The organism is Gordonia sp. PvP123 (assembly GCF_040547295.1).
In the GTDB taxonomy this organism is placed as follows: Bacteria; Actinomycetota; Actinomycetes; order Mycobacteriales; family Mycobacteriaceae; genus Gordonia; species Gordonia terrae.
Window position 1 is genome coordinate 80,314 of record NZ_JBEPPN010000004.1, and the last position, 17,622, is coordinate 97,935.

17 protein-coding genes are annotated in these 17,622 nt (G+C 66.2%); 8 read left to right on the forward strand and 9 right to left on the reverse strand.

What is annotated here, in order from left to right; genetic code table 11:
• Position 1: 1 nt before the first annotated feature.
• From ABIC25_RS08210 to ABIC25_RS08240, 7 genes are all read right to left on the reverse strand, one after another.
• Complete coding sequence (locus ABIC25_RS08210) at positions 2 to 1,222, reverse strand: MCE family protein (RefSeq protein ID WP_058253548.1); 1,221 nt, start codon at positions 1,220 to 1,222, stop codon at positions 2 to 4.
• Complete coding sequence (locus ABIC25_RS08215; protein ID WP_058253549.1) at positions 1,219 to 2,277, reverse strand: MCE family protein; 1,059 nt, start codon at positions 2,275 to 2,277, stop codon at positions 1,219 to 1,221. Before ABIC25_RS08215 ends, ABIC25_RS08210 begins: the two co-directional genes overlap by 4 nt.
• On the reverse strand, positions 2,270 to 3,391 hold the full coding sequence (locus ABIC25_RS08220; protein ID WP_058253574.1) for an MCE family protein: 1,122 nt from the start codon (positions 3,389 to 3,391) through the stop codon (positions 2,270 to 2,272). The genes ABIC25_RS08215 and ABIC25_RS08220 overlap by 8 nt, the downstream gene beginning before the upstream one ends.
• Before the next feature lie 57 nt (positions 3,392 to 3,448).
• Positions 3,449 to 4,300, reverse strand: a complete 852-nt coding sequence (locus tag ABIC25_RS08225) for an MlaE family ABC transporter permease (protein WP_004022039.1) — start codon at positions 4,298 to 4,300, stop codon at positions 3,449 to 3,451.
• A 3-nt stretch (positions 4,301 to 4,303) separates the two neighbouring features.
• On the reverse strand, positions 4,304 to 5,068 hold the full coding sequence (locus ABIC25_RS08230) for an MlaE family ABC transporter permease (RefSeq protein WP_004022041.1): 765 nt from the start codon (positions 5,066 to 5,068) through the stop codon (positions 4,304 to 4,306).
• Positions 5,069 to 5,131: 63 nt separating this feature from the next.
• Positions 5,132 to 6,022 carry a 3-oxoacyl-ACP reductase gene (locus tag ABIC25_RS08235; protein ID WP_004022042.1) on the reverse strand — a complete coding sequence of 297 codons (891 nt, stop codon included), beginning with the start codon at positions 6,020 to 6,022 and terminating at the stop codon, positions 5,132 to 5,134.
• An 82-nt stretch (positions 6,023 to 6,104) separates the two neighbouring features.
• Complete coding sequence (locus ABIC25_RS08240) at positions 6,105 to 6,299, reverse strand: ferredoxin (protein WP_004022043.1); 195 nt, start codon at positions 6,297 to 6,299, stop codon at positions 6,105 to 6,107.
• 147 nt (positions 6,300 to 6,446) lie between these two features.
• On the opposite strand from ABIC25_RS08240, the gene ABIC25_RS08245 reads away from it, so the two are divergent.
• From ABIC25_RS08245 to ABIC25_RS08280, 8 genes are all read left to right on the forward strand, one after another.
• Entirely contained in the window at positions 6,447 to 7,649 is a 1,203-nt protein-coding gene (locus tag ABIC25_RS08245) for an acyl-CoA dehydrogenase family protein (RefSeq protein ID WP_354560896.1), read from the forward strand.
• A 143-nt stretch (positions 7,650 to 7,792) separates the two neighbouring features.
• A complete protein-coding gene (locus ABIC25_RS08250) occupies positions 7,793 to 8,917 on the forward strand; it encodes an acyl-CoA dehydrogenase family protein (RefSeq protein WP_239403504.1) in 1,125 nt (374 codons plus the stop codon).
• Complete coding sequence (locus ABIC25_RS08255; RefSeq protein ID WP_354560898.1) at positions 8,914 to 10,446, forward strand: long-chain-fatty-acid--CoA ligase; 1,533 nt, start codon at positions 8,914 to 8,916, stop codon at positions 10,444 to 10,446. The genes ABIC25_RS08250 and ABIC25_RS08255 overlap by 4 nt, the downstream gene beginning before the upstream one ends.
• 179 nt (positions 10,447 to 10,625) lie before the next feature.
• Entirely contained in the window at positions 10,626 to 11,036 is a 411-nt protein-coding gene (locus ABIC25_RS08260) for a hypothetical protein (RefSeq protein ID WP_354560900.1), read from the forward strand.
• A gap of 1 nt (position 11,037) precedes the next feature.
• Positions 11,038 to 12,423: a hypothetical protein gene (locus tag ABIC25_RS08265; protein ID WP_354560902.1), complete on the forward strand. Its 1,386-nt coding sequence runs from the start codon at positions 11,038 to 11,040 to the stop codon at positions 12,421 to 12,423.
• Positions 12,424 to 12,771: 348 nt separating this feature from the next.
• Positions 12,772 to 13,017, forward strand: a complete 246-nt coding sequence (locus ABIC25_RS08270) for a hypothetical protein (RefSeq protein WP_354560903.1) — start codon at positions 12,772 to 12,774, stop codon at positions 13,015 to 13,017.
• A 261-nt stretch (positions 13,018 to 13,278) separates the two neighbouring features.
• Positions 13,279 to 13,734, forward strand: a complete 456-nt coding sequence (locus ABIC25_RS08275; RefSeq protein WP_354560905.1) for a hypothetical protein — start codon at positions 13,279 to 13,281, stop codon at positions 13,732 to 13,734.
• Between the two features lie 285 nt (positions 13,735 to 14,019).
• Positions 14,020 to 14,772: a DUF1275 family protein gene (locus ABIC25_RS08280; RefSeq protein WP_101819887.1), complete on the forward strand. Its 753-nt coding sequence runs from the start codon at positions 14,020 to 14,022 to the stop codon at positions 14,770 to 14,772.
• Positions 14,773 to 14,795: 23 nt separating this feature from the next.
• Here the strand turns inward: ABIC25_RS08280 and ABIC25_RS08285 are convergent, their stop codons facing one another.
• Together ABIC25_RS08285 and ABIC25_RS08290 are read right to left on the reverse strand one after the other, a co-directional pair.
• Positions 14,796 to 15,935 carry an NAD(P)H-dependent flavin oxidoreductase gene (locus ABIC25_RS08285; protein ID WP_354560907.1) on the reverse strand — a complete coding sequence of 380 codons (1,140 nt, stop codon included), beginning with the start codon at positions 15,933 to 15,935 and terminating at the stop codon, positions 14,796 to 14,798.
• Positions 15,936 to 15,959: 24 nt separating this feature from the next.
• Positions 15,960 to 17,585 carry an acyl-CoA synthetase gene (locus tag ABIC25_RS08290; protein WP_354560909.1) on the reverse strand — a complete coding sequence of 542 codons (1,626 nt, stop codon included), beginning with the start codon at positions 17,583 to 17,585 and terminating at the stop codon, positions 15,960 to 15,962.
• Positions 17,586 to 17,622 lie beyond the last annotated feature (37 nt).

Here is a 17,622-nt window from a genome sequence, read left to right on the forward strand (position 1 = left end):
GTCACCTCCCCCTCGTGGTCGGCGCGGGCGTGGGATAGGTCGGGCTGGGCAGTGGTCCGCGCGGCGTATCGCTCCCCGCTGGAGGTCCCAGGCTCCAGCCCTGCGGAAGCAGCGGGTTGCCCGTGTACATCAGCGACTGCCACAGCTGCGGGTACCGACCGCGCAGGGCGTTGAGAAACACCGCGGTGTAGTCGCCGAAGGTGTTCACGCCGACGAGGGAATCGAAGTTCGGGCCCGACGCCACTGCTTCGCCGAGGGTGTTGGCGAACGGTCCGAGACGGTCGATCGTCTCCTTCAGCTCTTTCTCGTTGTCGGTGAGGATCGTCGCGACGCGGTCGAACTTCTGCAGCACGGGCGTCAGCTGCGCGTTGTTCTCGGCGATGAAGCCCCGCAGCTGAGCGGTGACGTCACCGATTCCCTTGATCAGCTGGTTGAGCGCGTAGCGCCGCATCTCGATCTCCCCGACGAGCGCATTGGCGTCGATGAGCAACCGGTTGATCTGTTCGTTGCGGTCGCCGACGATCTTGCTCACCTGGTTGGCCTTGGCGAGCAGCGCCCGCAGTTCCTTGTCGCGGTCGGCGACCGCTTTCGACAGCCGCGCAACACCGTTGACCGCCCCCTGGACCTGATCCGGTGTCTCGGAGAACGTGATCGTCAGCGTGTTGAGCGCCTCGTTGAGCTGGTCGGTGTCGGTGTCGGCGACGGTGTCGGTCGCTCCTTCGAGTGCGTCCTGCAGCGAATACGGCGAGATCGTGTTGCCGACCGGGATCGAGCCACCGGGCTTGATCCGGTCGCCCCCGTGCGGGATGACCGTGAGATTGCGTCGGCCCAGCACGGTCTCGGTCCGGATCGCGGCCTGGGAGTCCGACCCCATCTCGACGGTGTCGTCCATGCGGAACCCGACCTTGACCTTGGTCCCGGCGTCGGTACCGGCCAGTTCGATCGACTCGACCGTGCCCACCTGGACCCCGGAGACGGAGACGATGTCGCCCTTGGTGAGTCCGCCGGCGTCGTCGAAGTAGGCGGTGTAGGTGCTGATCGGCGAGATATAGGGCAGCTTGTCCATCTGCATCGCGGTGATGACCACCAGGCCGATCACGACGATGCCGATGACGCCGACCTGTGCGCGACTCCGCTGTCCGCGTTTCTGCTCGCGGGCGACGTCGGCCTCGTCGGATTCGGATCTACGGCTCGAGAACATGCCGCCGAACGGAAGACTCATGAGCCGTCACACCTTCCGCCTGCCGTCGTCGAGTTCCCCATCACGTTGTTCGACGTGTACAGGATGGTCTGACCGCCGGGCGCCGGCAGCATCAGCCGGATGCGGCAGAAGTAGATCTGCAGCCAGGCGCCGTAGGAGCCGAGGTTCGACAGCGTCTTGTAGTCCTCGGGAAGTCGCGAGATCAGGTTCCGGACAAACGGTTCCGCGGCCAGCAACTCCTCCGAGACCCGTCCGGTGTTGGTCACCATCGACTGCAGGGTCGGCCGGGTGGTGCCCAACAGGTCGGCGAGACCGTTGGTGACGCGCGAGGTCTGCGTCAATGCGTTGCCGACGGTGCTCTTCTGTTCGGCGAGCCCGGTGACGAGTTGCTGCAGGAGGTCGACGCTGGTGTCGAGGCCCTCCCGGTCGCCGTCGAGGGTGGCGAGGGTGGTGTTGAGGTTGTCGATCACGTCGCCGATCAACTGGTCGCGGTCGGCCAGCGAGTCGGTGAACGACGCGGTGTTGCCCAGCAACGTGTTCAACGCGCCGCCCTGCCCCTGGAAGACCGCGATCAGCGAACTGGTCAGCGCGTTGGCCTCGTCGGCGTCCAGGGTCCGGAACAGTGGTTTGAAACCACCGACGAGCTTGTCGAGATCGAGTGCGGGCTCGGTCTGGCCGATCGGGATCTGCGCGCCGTCGGCAAGGAAGGTCGACGTGTTGCCGGTCCCCTGCTGCAACTCGAGATACCGGTCGCCGGTGAGGTTCTCGTATCGGATCAACGCGCGTGCCGACTCCGGCAGCGGATACTGCTGGTCGACGCTGAAGGTGATGACGGCATCGTTGTCGCGGTTCAGCTCGACATCACCGACCGACCCGACCTCGACTCCGGCGATCTTGACCTTGCTGCCCGATTTCATCGCCGATGCACTGGTGAAGACGGCACTGTACTCGTTCGACGCGCCGGACCGATAGCGGCTGAAGACGACGACCAGCGCGACGAAGACCAGGACCATCACCACGGTGAAGGCACCCAGTTTGATCAGGGTCGCGCGGAACGCGCGAGCGCGGTTATCCACGGGGCGGTTCTCCGAACAGGATCTGGAACAGCTTCTGCGAGTTCGCCTTCGGCTTGGTCCTGGGCTGGTAGGGCTGTGGTGCGTTGTCGCCGACGTAGAACGGTGCCGGCACCTTGGTTGCGGGATCACTGAGTCCGCCCTGGCACGTCGGCGGTCCCTCGACCCCGACCCGCGGCAGGTCGTACGGATATTGATACGGATCCTTGCCGGGGAGGATGCTCGCGTCGAGCATCAGCATGCCGTTGCGTTCACCGAGGAACGGCGCCGCGACCTCGGAGGCGATCGCGCCCGCGGTGAGGAAGCACTTGATCCCCGGGGCGTTGTATCCCAGGAGCGCCGCGATGGGATCGAGATCCGACAGCGCTCCGATGAGCGTCTTCTTCGAGGGGGCGATGACCCCATCGATGGTGTTGGCCATCCCGGTGGCGTTGATGAGCAGTGCGTCGAGGTTGGAAGTGTTGTCCACCAACGTGTTCCCGACAACGGTGAAGTTGTCGACGGTGCGCAGGAGATCGGGCATCGAATCCGCGTAGACGTTGGTGACGGTCGCGCCCTCCCGGAAGAGTCGGTTCAGGGCGGGCAGATGCGGATTGGTCTTGCCCAGCAGCGTGGTCAGTTGCTCGAGGGCATCGCCGATCTCCTCGCCCTGACCCTGCAGCGCCGTGTTGATCGCACCGAGGGTCGCGTTGAGTTTCTCCGGCTGCAGCTGTGCGAGCACCGAGACGAGCTGCTGGTACACGGTGTTCAGTTCGACGACGACGCGGTCGGCGGGGATCTCGGCACCCGCGGTCAGCGTGCCCTCCGGCTCGCCGGGCACCACGAAGTTGACGGCCTTGGCGCCGAAGATGGTGTTCGACTTGATGTCGGCGGCCACGTTGGCGGGGATCTTCGCCATGTCACCGTCGGCGATGTCGAGGGTGAGGATCGCATCGCCCCCGCGCTCGGTGATCTCCGCGACGCGCCCCACCTCGACCCCGCGCAGCTTGACCTTGGCGTCGGGGTTCATCACCAGGCCGGCCCGGGGAGCCACGAGGGTGACCTGCTGGGTGCCCTTGAAAGCACCGAGGAACGACGCGCTGGCCCCGATGATCAGCGCCAGCAGCACCGCGACCATGACGACCGCCGCCGTTCGGCGGGTGGCCCGTGAACGCTCTTGTCTCTTGCTCATGACTCAGCCCGCCAGGTTGAACTTGCCATCGGCGCCGTAGATGGCGAGGGAGGTCAGGAGTGTGATCACGACCACAACAACGAGCGATGCGCGGACCGCGTTCCCGACGGCGACGCCCACGCCGACCGGCCCACCCGAGGCGTTGTAGCCGTAATAGGTGTGGATCAGCATGACGGCGACCGCCATGCAGATCGCCTGCACGAACGACCACAGGATGTCCGACGGGATGAGGAACGTGTCGAAATAGTGGTCGTAGACGCCGGGCGACTGTCCGTACAGGAAGACCGTCGCCGACCGGCTCGCGAGGAACGATGCCAACGACGCCAACGCGTAGAGCGGGATGATCGCGATCAGACCGGCGATGATCCGCGTGGACACCAGGTACGGGATGGACGAGATCGCCATCGTCTCCAGCGCGTCGATCTCCTCCGAGACGCGCATGGCACCGAGCTGCGCGGTCGCGCCGGCACCGATGGTCGCGGCGAGCGCGATACCGGAGATCACCGGGACGGCGATGCGCACGTTGATGAACGCCGAGAAGAAGCCGGTGAGCGCCTCGACGCCGATGTTGGCCAGCGAACTGTACCCCTGGACCGCGATCGTCCCGCCGGTGAACAGTGTCAGGAATCCGACGACCACGACGGTGCCGCCGATCATGGCCAGCGCGCCCGTGCCCATGGAGATCTCGGCGATGAGCCGCAGGGTCTCCTTCTTGTAGTGCTTGATCGCACGCGGGATCGACACGACGCTGTCCCAATAGAACAGCGCCTGATCGCCGATCTGATCCCAGTCCTCGCCGGCCCGCTTGACCGCGACGCGCGCGGTGCGGAACCGGGTGGTGAACGGAAGTACCATCGCTCAGCCCGCCGTTGCCTTGAGACCGACGGCGGTGACGACGACGTTGACGACGAACAGCGCCATGAACGAATACACGACGGTCTCGTTCACGGCATCGCCGACGCCCTTCGCGCCACCCTTGACGTTGAGGCCCTGGTAACAGCCGACCATGCCGGCGAACAGACCGAACAGAGCCGCCTTGACCATGGAGATCATCAGCTCGCCGAACCCGGTGAGCAGTGTCAGGTTGGCCACGAATGCACCGGGATTCACGTCCTGGAGGTAGACGGAGAAGATGAACCCGCCGCCGATGCCGATGGTGCACACGAGACTGTTGAGGAGCAGCGCCACGCCGGTGGAGGCCACGATGCGCGGCACCACCAGACGGTGGATCGGGTTGATGCCGAGCACCTTCATGGCGTCGATCTCTTCGCGGATGGTCCGGGCGCCGAGATCCGCGCAGATCGCGGTGGCGCCCGCCCCGGCGACGATCAGCACGGTGACGATCGGGCCGATCTGGGTGACCGTGCCCAGCGCGGCACCCGCACCCGACAGGTCCTGTGCGCCGATCTCGCGCAACAGGATGTTCAGCGTGAAGCTGACGAGAACCGTGAACGGGATGGCGACCAGGAGCGTCGGCACCATCGACACGCGGGCGATCGCCCAGGACTGTTCGACGGTCTCCCGCCACTGGAACGGACGGTGGAACAACTCGCGCGTCGACTCGACCCCGAGCGCAACGAAATCCCCGATCCCGCTCAAGGGTGTGGCCAGTTTGCTCAGCACCGCCAGCCCCCCTTCACCCTCGCACCATCGCGAAACCTATCACGCACAATCGAGCCGATTTGGTCAGTTGACCAGAGCACTTGCCGAGAATGTGCGTCCCGGATCGCGGTCGGCGAAGTGGCCCGTCAGGGTCTTCGCGAGGTCCTCCGCCGCCCACGCGTCGCCCTCGGCCACGAAGACCTCGTCGACCGTCGGCGCAGCCATCAGCGTGACCTTGGGACCGTAGACGACGAACACCTGACCGGTGACCGCGTCGGAGTCGGGACCGGCGAGATAGGACACCAGCCGCACGACGTGTTCGGGGTCGAGGGGATCCACCCCGTCGGTGGGCGCGTCGCCGAACACCGCGGCGGTCATCGCCGTCCGCGCCCGCGGGCAGATCGCATTGGCACGCACGCCGTATCGCTTGAGGGCTCGAGATGCCGACAGCGTCAGCGCGGTGATACCCGCCTTCGCCGCCCCGTAGTTGGCCTGCCCCTCGGGACCGAGCAGACCGGCCTCCGACGCGGTGTTGATGATCCGGCCGTAGACCGGACCGCCCGCCGCCTTCGATGCGGCGCGCCAGTGCGACGCGGCGTTGCGGGTGAGCAGGAAGTGACCGCGCAGATGCACGCGGATCACCAGGTCCCACTCGTCGTCGGTCATGTTGAACAGCATCTTGTCGCGCACCACGCCCGCGTTGTTCAGGACGATGTCGAGCGAGCCGAGTTGGTCGGTCGCCGTCGTCATGATGGCGGTGGCGGTGGCCGAGTCGCCGATGTCGCCGGCCACCGCGACAGCTCGGCCGCCTGCGGTCGTGATCGTGTCGATCACGTCGCTCTGTTCGAGCGCCGCGGGGAGGTCGTTCACGACGACCGTTGCCCCCTCGGCAGCCAATCCGATGGCCTCCGCGCGACCGAGACCTGCACCTGCACCGGTGACGACCGCGACGCGACCGTCCAACGAGTAACCCACCCGACATCCTCCTGAGCTAAAACTAGAACCTGTTCTAGCATGATTCACGAACGGATGGAACCGAACCGCATTTTCGCCGGGGTCAGTCCTCGACCACCGACAGCGCCGACTTCGGGCAGTTGGCGGCGACCTGACGAAGTTCCTCGACGCGGTCCGCCGGGATGTCCTCTTGAAGAATCACCAGGTAGTCGTTGTCATCCAGGTCGAAGAAGTCCGGCGCCATCCCGACACAGATGGCGTTGGACTCGCAGAGGTCGAAATCTGCCTTGATACGCATCGGAACCGTCTCCTCATCGATGGGTCACCTGTTGACTGGGCTGTGAGAACAGGTTAGAACGTGTTTCAGAAGTGCACGAGCACTTCGCCTGTCAACTTGACCATAAGCCGGGACCGGACGCTAGCCGATCCACCCCTTGGAGTGTCGATGCGCATCGCCTATACCGACCAACAAGCCGAGCTCCGCAGAGAACTCCGCGACTACTTCTCCGGCCTCATGACCGAGGACCGTCGTGCCGCCCTGTCCGGCGGCGACGGCGAGCTCGGCGAGGGCGACGCCTACCGCGACGTCGTCGCCCAGATGGGCGCCGACGGCTGGCTCGCGTTGGGCTGGCCCACCGAGTTCGGCGGCCAGAACCGGTCGATGATGGATCAGCTGATCTTCACCGACGAGGCCGCGATCGCGGGCGCACCCGTTCCGTTCCTCACCATCAACTCGGTGGCGCCGACGATCATGAACTACGGCTCCGACGAGCAGAAGGCGTACTTTCTGCCGCGGATCGCGGCGGGCAAGCTGCACTTCTCGATCGGGTACTCCGAGCCGGGCGCCGGCACCGATCTCGCGGCCCTGCGGACCACCGCGGTCCGCGACGGTGACGACTACGTCATCAACGGCCAGAAGATGTGGACCAGCCTGGTCGCGTATGCGGACTACATCTGGCTCGCCTGCCGTACCGACCCGTCGACGCTGGAAACCGGCGGGAAGAAGCACAAGGGCATCTCGATGCTCATCGTGCCCACCACCGCCGAGGGCTTCAGTTACACACCGGTGCACACCATGTCGGGAGTCGACACCAGCGCGACCTACTACCAGGACGTCCGGGTGCCGACGTCGTCGATCGTCGGCGAGGAGGGCGGTGGGTGGCCGCTGGTGACCAATCAGCTCAACCACGAGCGGGTGGCGCTGTGCAGCGCGGCGCCGATCCAGACCGCACTGCGCGAGACGGTCGCGTGGGCACAGCAGACCAAGACCGGTGACGGCCACCGGGTGATCGACGCGCCGTGGGTTCAGCAGAACCTCGCCCGCGTCCATGCCAAGGTCGAGTTCCTGAAGCTGATCAACTGGAAGATCGCCTCGGTCGCCAGCTCCGGCGGGTCGCCGAGTCCGGCCGATGCGTCGGCGACCAAGGTCTACGGCACCGAATTCGCCACCGAAGCCTATCGATTGCTGATGGAGGTCGTCGGTCCCGCCGCGACCCTGCGCACCGGCAGTACGGGGGCACATCTCAACGGCCGGCTCGAGCGCTACCAGCGCACGTCGCTGATCCTCACCTTCGGCGGCGGCACCAACGAGGTCCAGCGGGACATCATCGCGATGCTCGCGCTCGGCCTCCCGCACCAGCGCAGGTAACCTGCCCCGCCCCAGCCGCAGGTAACCCCGACCGAGCCAAGCAAGCACCCCGCCCCACCCGCTGGTTGAGTAGCCCCGAGCGAGCGCAGCGAGCACGCGGCGTATCGAAACCACAACCGCACCCCGAAGATGGAGACGCACCGATGGATTTCTCGCTTCCCGAATCCGGCGCCGACGTCCGTGGACTGGCCCGCGACATCGCGACGTCGATCAGCACTCCCGAGCGCGTCGCCGACCTGGAGTCCTCGCGGGCCGCGCTCGACGCGAACCTGTGGCGTGAACTCGGCGGCGCCGGGCTCCTGGGCCTCGAGCTGACCGCCGAAGCCGTCGGAGATGCCGGTGGCGACCTCGGTGTCGTCGAGAACGCGCTCGTGGCCACCGAGCTCGGCCGGGTGCTGGCCCGCGTACCGTTCGGACCCCATGCGATCGCTGCGCTGCCGGTGATCGCCGCGCACGGTTCGGCGCAGCTCCGTGGCCGGGTCCTCGCTGCCGGCGCCACCGGCGATTCGGTGCTCACCGTTGCCGTCGAGGAAGACCTGGCGACCGACCTCGGCTCCCCCACGACGACGTTCTCGACGGAGGGGACGCTGACCGGGGTCAAGGTCGACGTTCCCTATGCCGAGGCCGCGGACATGTTCGTGGTCACCGCATCCGGACCCGACGGTGTCGTCGCGGTGGTCGTCGCGGCCGACGCCCCGGGCGTCGTCGTCACCCCCACCCCGTCCACCGGATTGATCCCCTCGGCGCAGGTCGAATTCGACGGCACACCGGTCGACGGCGACGCCGTTCTCGCCGGCGGAGGGGACACCGCCGCGACGCTGGTCGCCCGCGCGACACTGGCGTGTTGTGCCGACCAGACCGGCATCGTCGAGCGCGGACTCGAGCTCACCGCCGAATACGCCCGCGAGCGTGAGCAGTTCGGCCGCGCCATCGGATCGTTCCAGGCGGTCGCGCAGCGTCTCGCCGACGGATACATCGACGCGCAGGGGTTGGCGCTGACGACGACGCAGGCGGCCTGGCTGCTCGACCATTCGAGCGGACCCACCCCGGAGCTGCAGAATGCGATCGCGACGGCCAAGTTCTGGGCGGCGGAGGCCGGTCACCGCGTGGCACACACGGCCGTGCACGTTCACGGTGGTGTCGGCCTCGACACCAGCCACCCCGTGCATCGTTACTTCCTGCGCGCCAAGCACAACGAGTTCGCGTTCGGCTCGGCCACCGCGTCGGTGAGGGTCATCGGAGCCGAGCTGGCCGCCACACCGGCGTGAGCCGGCCGATCGAACCGACGCGCGCCTCGACGGTCGCCGATCTCGTCGCGCCGCTGACCGGGGTCGACGATCGCGGGATCTGGTTCGAGGGCGGGTTCCGTTCGTGGGCAGATCATCTCGTCGACGCCGCACTGCGGGCCGGGGTGGTGCGGAGCCGGTTGTCGGAGGACCGCCCGCGCCACGTGGGCATCCTGCTCGCCAACACACCGGAGTTCAGCGCACTGTTCGCAGCGGCGGCACGTCACGGATTCGTGCTGGTCGGCCTGAACACCACCCGCCGCGGTGACGCCCTCGCCGCCGACATCGCCCGCGCCGAGTGTCAGGTCGTGTTGTGCGGCGTCGACACCCGGCATCTGCTCGACGGCCTCGACCTCGGTGGAACCCGCGTCATCGATGTCGACTCGCCCGAGTGGGCGGACGCGGTGGCCACGAGCGAGCCGGCGCCACTCGCCGATCCGACGCCGGACGACCTCATGATGCTGATCTTCACCTCGGGGACGACCGGGGATCCGAAGGCGGTGCGGTGTACGCATCGCACCTTCGCCACCAGCGGCCCGATGCTGGCCGACCGGTTCGACATCGGTCCGCGCGACGTCGCCTACCTGTCGATGCCGATGTTCCACTCCAACGCGATGATCGCCGGGTGGTGCGTCGCGGTGGCCGGCGGGGCGTCGATCGCGTTGCGACGCAGCTTCTCCGCGCGCGGGTTCGTCGAGGATGTCCATCGATACGGCGTGACCTATGCCAACTATGTCGGCAAACCGATGAACTACATCCTCGCCACCGAGCCGCACCCCGGCGACGCCAAGAGTTCGTTACGGGTGATGTACGGCAACGAGGCGTCGGCCCGCGACCGGTGCCGGTTCGCCGAGCGCTTCGGGTGCCGCGTCGTCGACGGTTTCGGCTCCACCGAGGGCGGGGTGGCCATCACCCGGACCCCCGACACGCCCGACGACGCCCTGGGACCGTTGCGTGAGCCGACCGCGGTCGTCGATGTCGACACCGGCGAGCCCGTACCTGTCGGCACGGTCGGTGAGATCGTGAACCTCTCGGGCCCCGGCCTTTTCGCCGGTTATCACAATGATCCCGACGCCACCGCCGACCGCATGCGTGGCGGGATCTACCACACCGGCGACCTCGCCTGGGTCGACGACGCCGGTTTCCTGCACTTCGCCGGACGACTCGGCGACTGGCTGCGGGTCGACGGGGAGAACATCGGCACCGGCCCGATCGAACGAATCCTGCTGCGTCATCCGTCGATTCGTCAGGTCGCGGTGCATGGCGTACCGGTGGAGATCGGTGACGAGATCGAGGCGGTCCTCGTCGCCGACGGGCTCACGGCCGACGAGTTCGGCGAGTTCCTCTCCGCTCAGGACGATCTCGGTCCCAAGCAGTGGCCGCACCGGGTGCGACTCGTCGACGAGCTCCCCGAGACCGCCACTTTCAAGACGGTCAAGCGGCTCTTGGCTTCCGCCACCACCCCGCCCACGTGGGTTCGCGACGGTCGGGTCTACCGCACCGCGACGTAAGGCTCACCTCCGCGATCCGTATGACGTTGTGTTCGGTATCCGGACTCAACGTCATACGGGTTGTCGCATGTCTGTGGAATCCGTTCCCTGATCGCCCTCGTCACCCACTACGTTGACAGCGAGCAGTTTGCTCATGCGCCGACCGTGCTAGCTTCGACGCAAACTTTCGGGGGGAGACATTGGCAGATCTGACCGTAGACCCGGCAGCGCTTGTCACAGCCGCGACGGAGATCGAGCAGTGCGCGTCGCGCATCGGAGGGTTGAATCTCAGCGCAGGACTGGGGACCACCTACGCGACGCGGACGTTCAGCAGCCTCGCCGGCCGCTTCCGCGGTGCCACCGATGACATGAGTGACGTCGCTGCAGCCGGGGATTCGCAGATCAAAACGTCGATGTCGAATGCTTCGAACGCTATCTCTGCTTTTGCTGAGTTGGTGATCAACGCCCGCGACACCACCGTCGACACCGATCAAGCCGGGGCGAACCGCATCTCGAGCGCGCTCGCCTTCCCTTCGAGGACCGGCCCACTGACGGACCACCCAGTCCCGCTCGAGATTCTCCTGGACATCACGGAGAGGGGACCGCGGTAGCATGCCGCCGAGCTACAACGAGGTCACGGCATGGACGCCCGATCAAATGAGGCTCATCGCCAATGGACTGTTCGCCATGAAGGCCCGTCTGGACGCCGAGGCGCCCAAGGCTGGAAACCCCGTCCTCAACCTGACGGGTGCGGAGTGGACGGGTACGGCCAGGGGACCGGCCGATGACCGAGCGGAGGCTGTCACACGCTGGCTCCGCGGAGTCGCCGACGAATACGGCGATCTCGCCGATGCGATGAACCGCGGCGCTACTTCTATCGACGACGCAGTCACTGCACTGGAGAACGGACGAACGGCTTCCCAATCCTTGGGTTACGTGCTGAACCGGGGAAGCCGCGAGTACGAGGTGACCTTCGAGGCAGCGGAAGCCCCGCCGGACACCGAATACGACGAGAATGTCGCCTTTCAACACCAGACCGCCTTGCGCAACCTAGGTGTTGCCGCGGACCAGGCTGTGAGCGGCACGAGCGCAGCCATCAACTCCGCCCTTGCTGCACTAAGCGGAATCACACCGGCGTCGATTGCCACTTCCACCGGATCGATGACACGCGTGGCGAATCAAGTAGACGCATTCCGCGAGGTCTACGGTCGCGTTCCGGTTGGTGAGAACGACTGGCGGATGGCCGCCGCGTTGGACCCGCACAGCTACAACCCGAAGAACCAGCACGTCCCGCCGGTTGTCAGCGTTATCAAAATCAACCCTGTGCCCGGGCAGGGCGTCGTTGCCACGGGGTTGTTCATTCCGATCGATAAGGTCATCGCAGGGCCTGGCTGGAATCGGTTCAATAGAAACCTCGGGGACAACCGGGGTTTCGACTCGGCATTTTCCCCCGAGGACACCCGCATCTCTTATTTCATTGATTACGAGAATGGCGTAATCGTGGCACGTCAGAATCCATCTTGCGATGACCGGGGCAATGTCAAGACCGGAACTCCGTCGGTGCAGGCGAGGCAGTTACCTGATGGAACGGTCGCAATTGCATATGACGGCTGGGATCCTCTCGCACCGCCTGGACCTGAAAAAATCGGCTGGTCCGTCAATGGCCAGACCATTGTGACGCCCGGACAGGGCGGTGCGCGAGTGTCGGGCGAAGCTACAGATTTCCCTTCAATGGAGACGTATCAGTACTTTCCTGATGGTCGGACTCAGGTCCTACACCTGGACGAGGCAGGTGACCACCACGAAACGGGCCCAATGCTCAATCTTCCCCTCCACCACGACTACGGCGACTACACAGACGATCTCGATCGGTTCGAACAGGAGGTCGTCAACGCCTCTCCAGGCAACGACTGGATTCCGGTCGAAACGGGTGAGATCAGCGGCATGACGGATCTGGGCAGCGCCGAGAATCCCCCTGAACTGAAAGGAGTTCGATGAGACTTTCTGATTTCCGCGGTATGCCTGGTCCCTCGAATCTCCACGGAACAAGGTGAATCCATGACGTATCCCACTCAGAAGCCAGCTGGTCCAGACGCTCGCGCAGGCCAAACCACCTATGCGGCTCAGACAGCGACAGCAGTCCTCGTCATGGTCGCGATGTTTGTGGCACCGGCTGCACCTGGTCTGTGGCCGGAGACCACCTCTCGTCTACTCATCGCAGTCGCTGCTCTGACGACGTCGTTGGTTCTCTTCTTCCTCAGCAATTCGATGCGGGGATGGGCGGCCGTGATCGCGGTAGCCACGTCTGTCAGTGGCGCCGTGTTAATGCTGCTGGAGGCCTGACACGTGGATACTCGGTTCTTCGGTCCGGTAACACCCTTTGCCACGATCGCCGCGTCGGCGACGTCTCTTCTGGCATATGCACTCTTGTGGGGGCTGGGGCTCCTTATCGGCGCTTTTATATTTGTGTGCAGCGCCATCGGAACGTGCGCCCACGGCACCACCAGGCAGGTGTGTACCGGCGTCGCGATCGGCACCATGGTGGTTTTGGGTGGCTTCGCGATCGCCGTGCTGTTTTTCGCCGGCTCGTGATGTGGCATCGCTACGGTCGCCTACCCCCAAACCCACCACGGTTCGACACATCCACCCGCCGAACGGTGGCGGAAATGTCCACTGGTGGTGGGTTTGCGCTCTGGGTGGGTGACACTGACTCCATGACCGGTCGACACCCCTTCCGCACGCTCGGCGCCATGTTGGGTTGCGCAACCGCAGCAATCCTCTCCCCCCGCGATCGCGCACGCCGCCCCCGGCGATGTCACGATCACACCTTCGGTGTCGGGCAACTCGGTCACCGTGACAGTCACGAACCGGTCCGCGGCGCTGATCGGGTGCAAGATGTTCGGGCTACCGGCCGGGTCGGTGGCGAACAGCGACTCACGACCGCCGTTCGGGTACGTCAATCCGGTTGACCCGCGGGCTCTGATCGCCCCCGGCGGCACGAGAACTGTTGCGCTCGAGGTATCCGACGACGGTCCGACCGGGTCCACCGTGCTGCCCGACGGCGACTGGGACCTGTACTGGGGATGCACCACCGTGCCGGGAGTCGACGGCGTCGAACAATGGGGCACGCTCGGCCCGACCGGAAAGCCGTCGGCCGCACCAACCACGCGACTGACACTTCCCGCCGCAGTCGGCACCCTGATCGCACCGACTCCCATGCCGCCGGGGCCGTGTCCCGACGCGAGTTGCCTCCCGCCCGACGCCGCCGACATCGTCGACGACCTGTGGGGCGAGTACACCTCGCCGTAGCGCGATCCCCGAATCCCGAGCCGAGCCCGCTCGCAGCCGCCACACAACGGTTGTGCCGACGCGTGGGTTCCGCCGACACCTCGATGGGTGACGGATCGCCCGGGCGGACCGGTATGTGGTCGGACTCACGTGGCGCAGACGGCGGACTTCGGGTGCCCTGGAAGTAGGGAACTGCCCTATCGGGCTTCCCCGACGGGACAGACCGCCGATGCCGCCGGGACACACTCCCCCGTTCGAATGCCGATCACGACCACAGCCCTACCGACAGGACTGGGAGCCGACCCGATGACCGTTGTCGAACGCACCGCATCCACTTCCGACCCTCGCAGCGAATCAACCCGAAAGGAATTGCTGGGTCCCTTCTACGACGGGCGAGAGATGGTTCTCGCCGCCGTCCTCGCCGCGCTGGCCGGCGCCACCGGCGCCGCGGCATGGCTGTACTCCTCCGGCTGGTACGTCACCTTCATGACGGGCAACAGCGAACGGCTGGTGCTCGAACACGTCAAGGGGGCGCACCGGCTCGGCTTCACCGCGCTGCTCACCGTGGTGGTGTTCGTTCTCGGGGTGTTCGTGGCCACCTTGGCGCGAATGTATGTGTGGCGCAAGGCCCGGCACGGGGCGACGATGCTGACCGCGGGTTCGACGATCGCGGCGTGGCTCATCGACATCGGCCTCGAGAACGGCAATCGCGAATTCGGCGCCGGCCCGGTCCTCTGCCTGGCCTTCGGTCTCGGCGCACTCAACACCTCGATCAGCCGCAAGGGCGAGGTCGTCATGCCCCTGTCGTATGTGACCGGCACGCTGGTGAAGATCGGCCAGGGTGCCGGGTTGCACGTGGCCGGCGCCAAGCGGTGGGGATGGGTCGCTCACCTGAGCACCTACGCCGGATTCCTGGCCGGTGCCGGATTCGGTGGCCTGCTGTTCAACGCCTTCGACGAACGGAACTCACTGCTGACGTTGGCCGTGGTCGCGGTGGTCGCGGCGATGATCACCTGGCGCCTGGATCATCCGAAATTCTTGCGTGCCGATGTCCGCTGACGTGACGTCGCCGCACCGGTCCGCTAACCGCCCAGCGTCTTGTTCATCCGGCCGACGGCCTCGTCGTACTCGCTGACGAGATCGGCGATCAGATCGGCCACCGGCGTGATGGCGTTGCAGCGTCCGACGATCTGCCCGGCGGGCATGGCGACGACGTCGGGGTTGTCGGCCTGCGAGATCCGTGCGTGCGCCTCGGCGACGAGTAGGTTCTGCAGCGGCATCGGCAGCGGTTCGGGCGCCGATTCGGCGTCCCACGCATCCGTCCAGGCCGTCTTCAGCAGTCGCGCAGGCTTTCCCGAGTAGATCCGGCGGCGCACGGTGTCGCGCGACGTCGCCTTGAGCAGCGCCTGCTGAACGGTCGACGGCTTGTCCGAGCCCTCCGGCACGCCGAGCTTGTACTCCGCGGCCGTCAGCCAGTACGTGCCCATCCACACACCCTGGGCACCCAGCGCGATCGCGGCGGCGATCTGACGACCGCTACCGACGCCACCGGCCGCGAGAACGGGGGCGGTGTCGCCGACCGCGTCGACGAGTTCGGGCCACAGGATCATCGAGGTGACCTCACCGGTGTGCCCACCACCCTCGTAACCCTGCGCGATGACGATGTCCACGCCGGCCTCGACGTGATGCAGCGCATGATCTTTCGCGCCTGCCAGTGCGGCCACCAGCACGCCGTTGTCGTGCGCGGTCTGGATGACGTCGGGCGGCGGCGACCCCAGGGCGTTGGCGATCAGTTTGATCTGCCCGTATTTCCGACGATGCTCCATCGAGATGTCGACGTGGGACCGCGCGACCGAGTGCAGCCAGCCGAGCACACCGGCGTCGACACGATCACCACGGGGCAGCGGCGGCACACCCAGATCGTCGAGCGTGCGCTCGACGAACGCCCGGTGCTCGGGCGGGATCATCGAGTCGAGGTCGACCTTGGAACCCTCGGTGGGGATCTTGGCGGGCATCACCACATCGACGCCGAAGGGCTTGCCGTCGGTGTTCTCGTGCATCCACTCCAGGACCTCGTCGAGCTCGTCGGCCTCGTTGAAGCGGACGCATCCCAGCACGCCGAGTCCGCCGGCGCGACTGATCGCCGCCGCCACGTCCTGGCTGGGTGTGAACCCGAAGATCGGGTATTCGATGCCGAACTTCTCGGCCAGTTCAGTACGCATTGTTGTCAGCTCGCTTCCGGCGCTCTACTGCGCCTCGTCGGCGGGACGCTCGGCGGTGACCGACGCTCCCCATCGGTAGTCGGGTTTGCCTGCGGGAGAACGCTTGATCTCGTCCACGAACCACACGCTGCGCGGGCATTTGTAGCCCGCGAGCTCTTTCCGCACGACGTCGTTGAGACTCGTGAGCGTCGGCCGCGCCCCGTCGCGGGTGGCGATCACCGCGGCGACGCGCTGGCCCCATCGATCGTCGGCCACTCCCACCACGACGGTGTCGAACACGTCCGGGTGGGCCTTGAGCGCGCCCTCGACCTCCTCGGGGAACACCTTCTCGCCGCCGGTGTTGATCGACACCGACCCGCGGCCGAGCATGGTGATCGTCCCGTCGGCCTCGAGGACCGCATTGTCGCCGGGCAGCGAGTACCGCACGCCGTCGAAGACCTTGAATGTCTTGGCCGACTTCTCCGGATCGTTGTGGTAGCGCAGTGGCACATGTCCGGAGCGCGCGAGCACCCCCACCTCGCCACTCCCCGCCTCGACGGGTGTGCCGTCCTCCCGGAGGACGTGGGTCTCGCTGTCGGCCTTCACCCGTGGACCACCGGTGTGCGGGGTGCCCTTCTCGACGACTCCCATTCCACCGAAGCCGGTCTCCGACGACCCGATGGCATCGATGACGACTGCGTTCGGAAAGCGGTCGAGGAACTGTTCTTTCACGCTCGGCGAGAAGAGGCAGGCCGATGACGCGACCGACAGCACACTCGACAGATCGCGCTCGTCGCCGTTCTCCAGCGCCTCGATCATGGGACGTCCCATGGCGTCTCCGGTGATGAACACGACGTTGACCTTGTGGCGTTCGACGATGTCCCACGCGGCCGAGCCGCTGAACTCGGGGTACACCACCGCTTTTCCGCCGGCGAACAGCGACTGGAAGATCGCCCACTGCGATCCGCCATGGATGAACGGCGGGATCGGGTACCGGACGAGCTGCCCGCCGTCGGCGCCGGTCTTGGCGAGATGCCACTCGTCGGGGACGGGTTCGCTGGTGTACCAGTCGATTCCGCCACCGAGCACACGCCAGACGTCCACCTGACGCCACACGACACCCTTGGGCTTCCCGGTGGTCCCACCGGTGTAGAGCATGTACAGGTCGTCGTCGCTGCGGTCCTCGAAGTCGCGTTCGGTCGACGATCCCGCGATCGCTTCCTCGTACCGGATGGCGTCGCCGTGTCCGTCGCAGCAGAGATCCTCGTCGGACCCGTCCTCGATGGCGATGCGGTGCTCGAGTTCGGGTGAGCGCGGCAACGTGTTGCAGACGCGGGTGGCGAAGCCGCGCTCGTGGATGAGCACCTTCATCCCGGAGTCGGTGAAGATGTGCTCGAGTTCGGCTTCGACGTAGCGGTAGTTGACGTTGACCATCACCGCGCGCGCCTTGAAGATGGCGACCATCGCCTCGACCGATTCGATGGTGTTCCGGCTGTACAACCCCACTCGGTCACCCGGCTTGACACCCAGTTCGCGCAGTGTGTGGGCGAGGGCGTTCGACCGCGCCTCCAGCTCGGCGTAGGAGAGCGTGCGGTCGCCGGACTCGAGCGCGATGCGCTCGGGAACCAGGTCGACGGCATGCTCGATGAGGTCGGCGATCGTGTAGGCCATGGGATCAAAATTAGAACGTGTTATCGTTCTGGGCAAG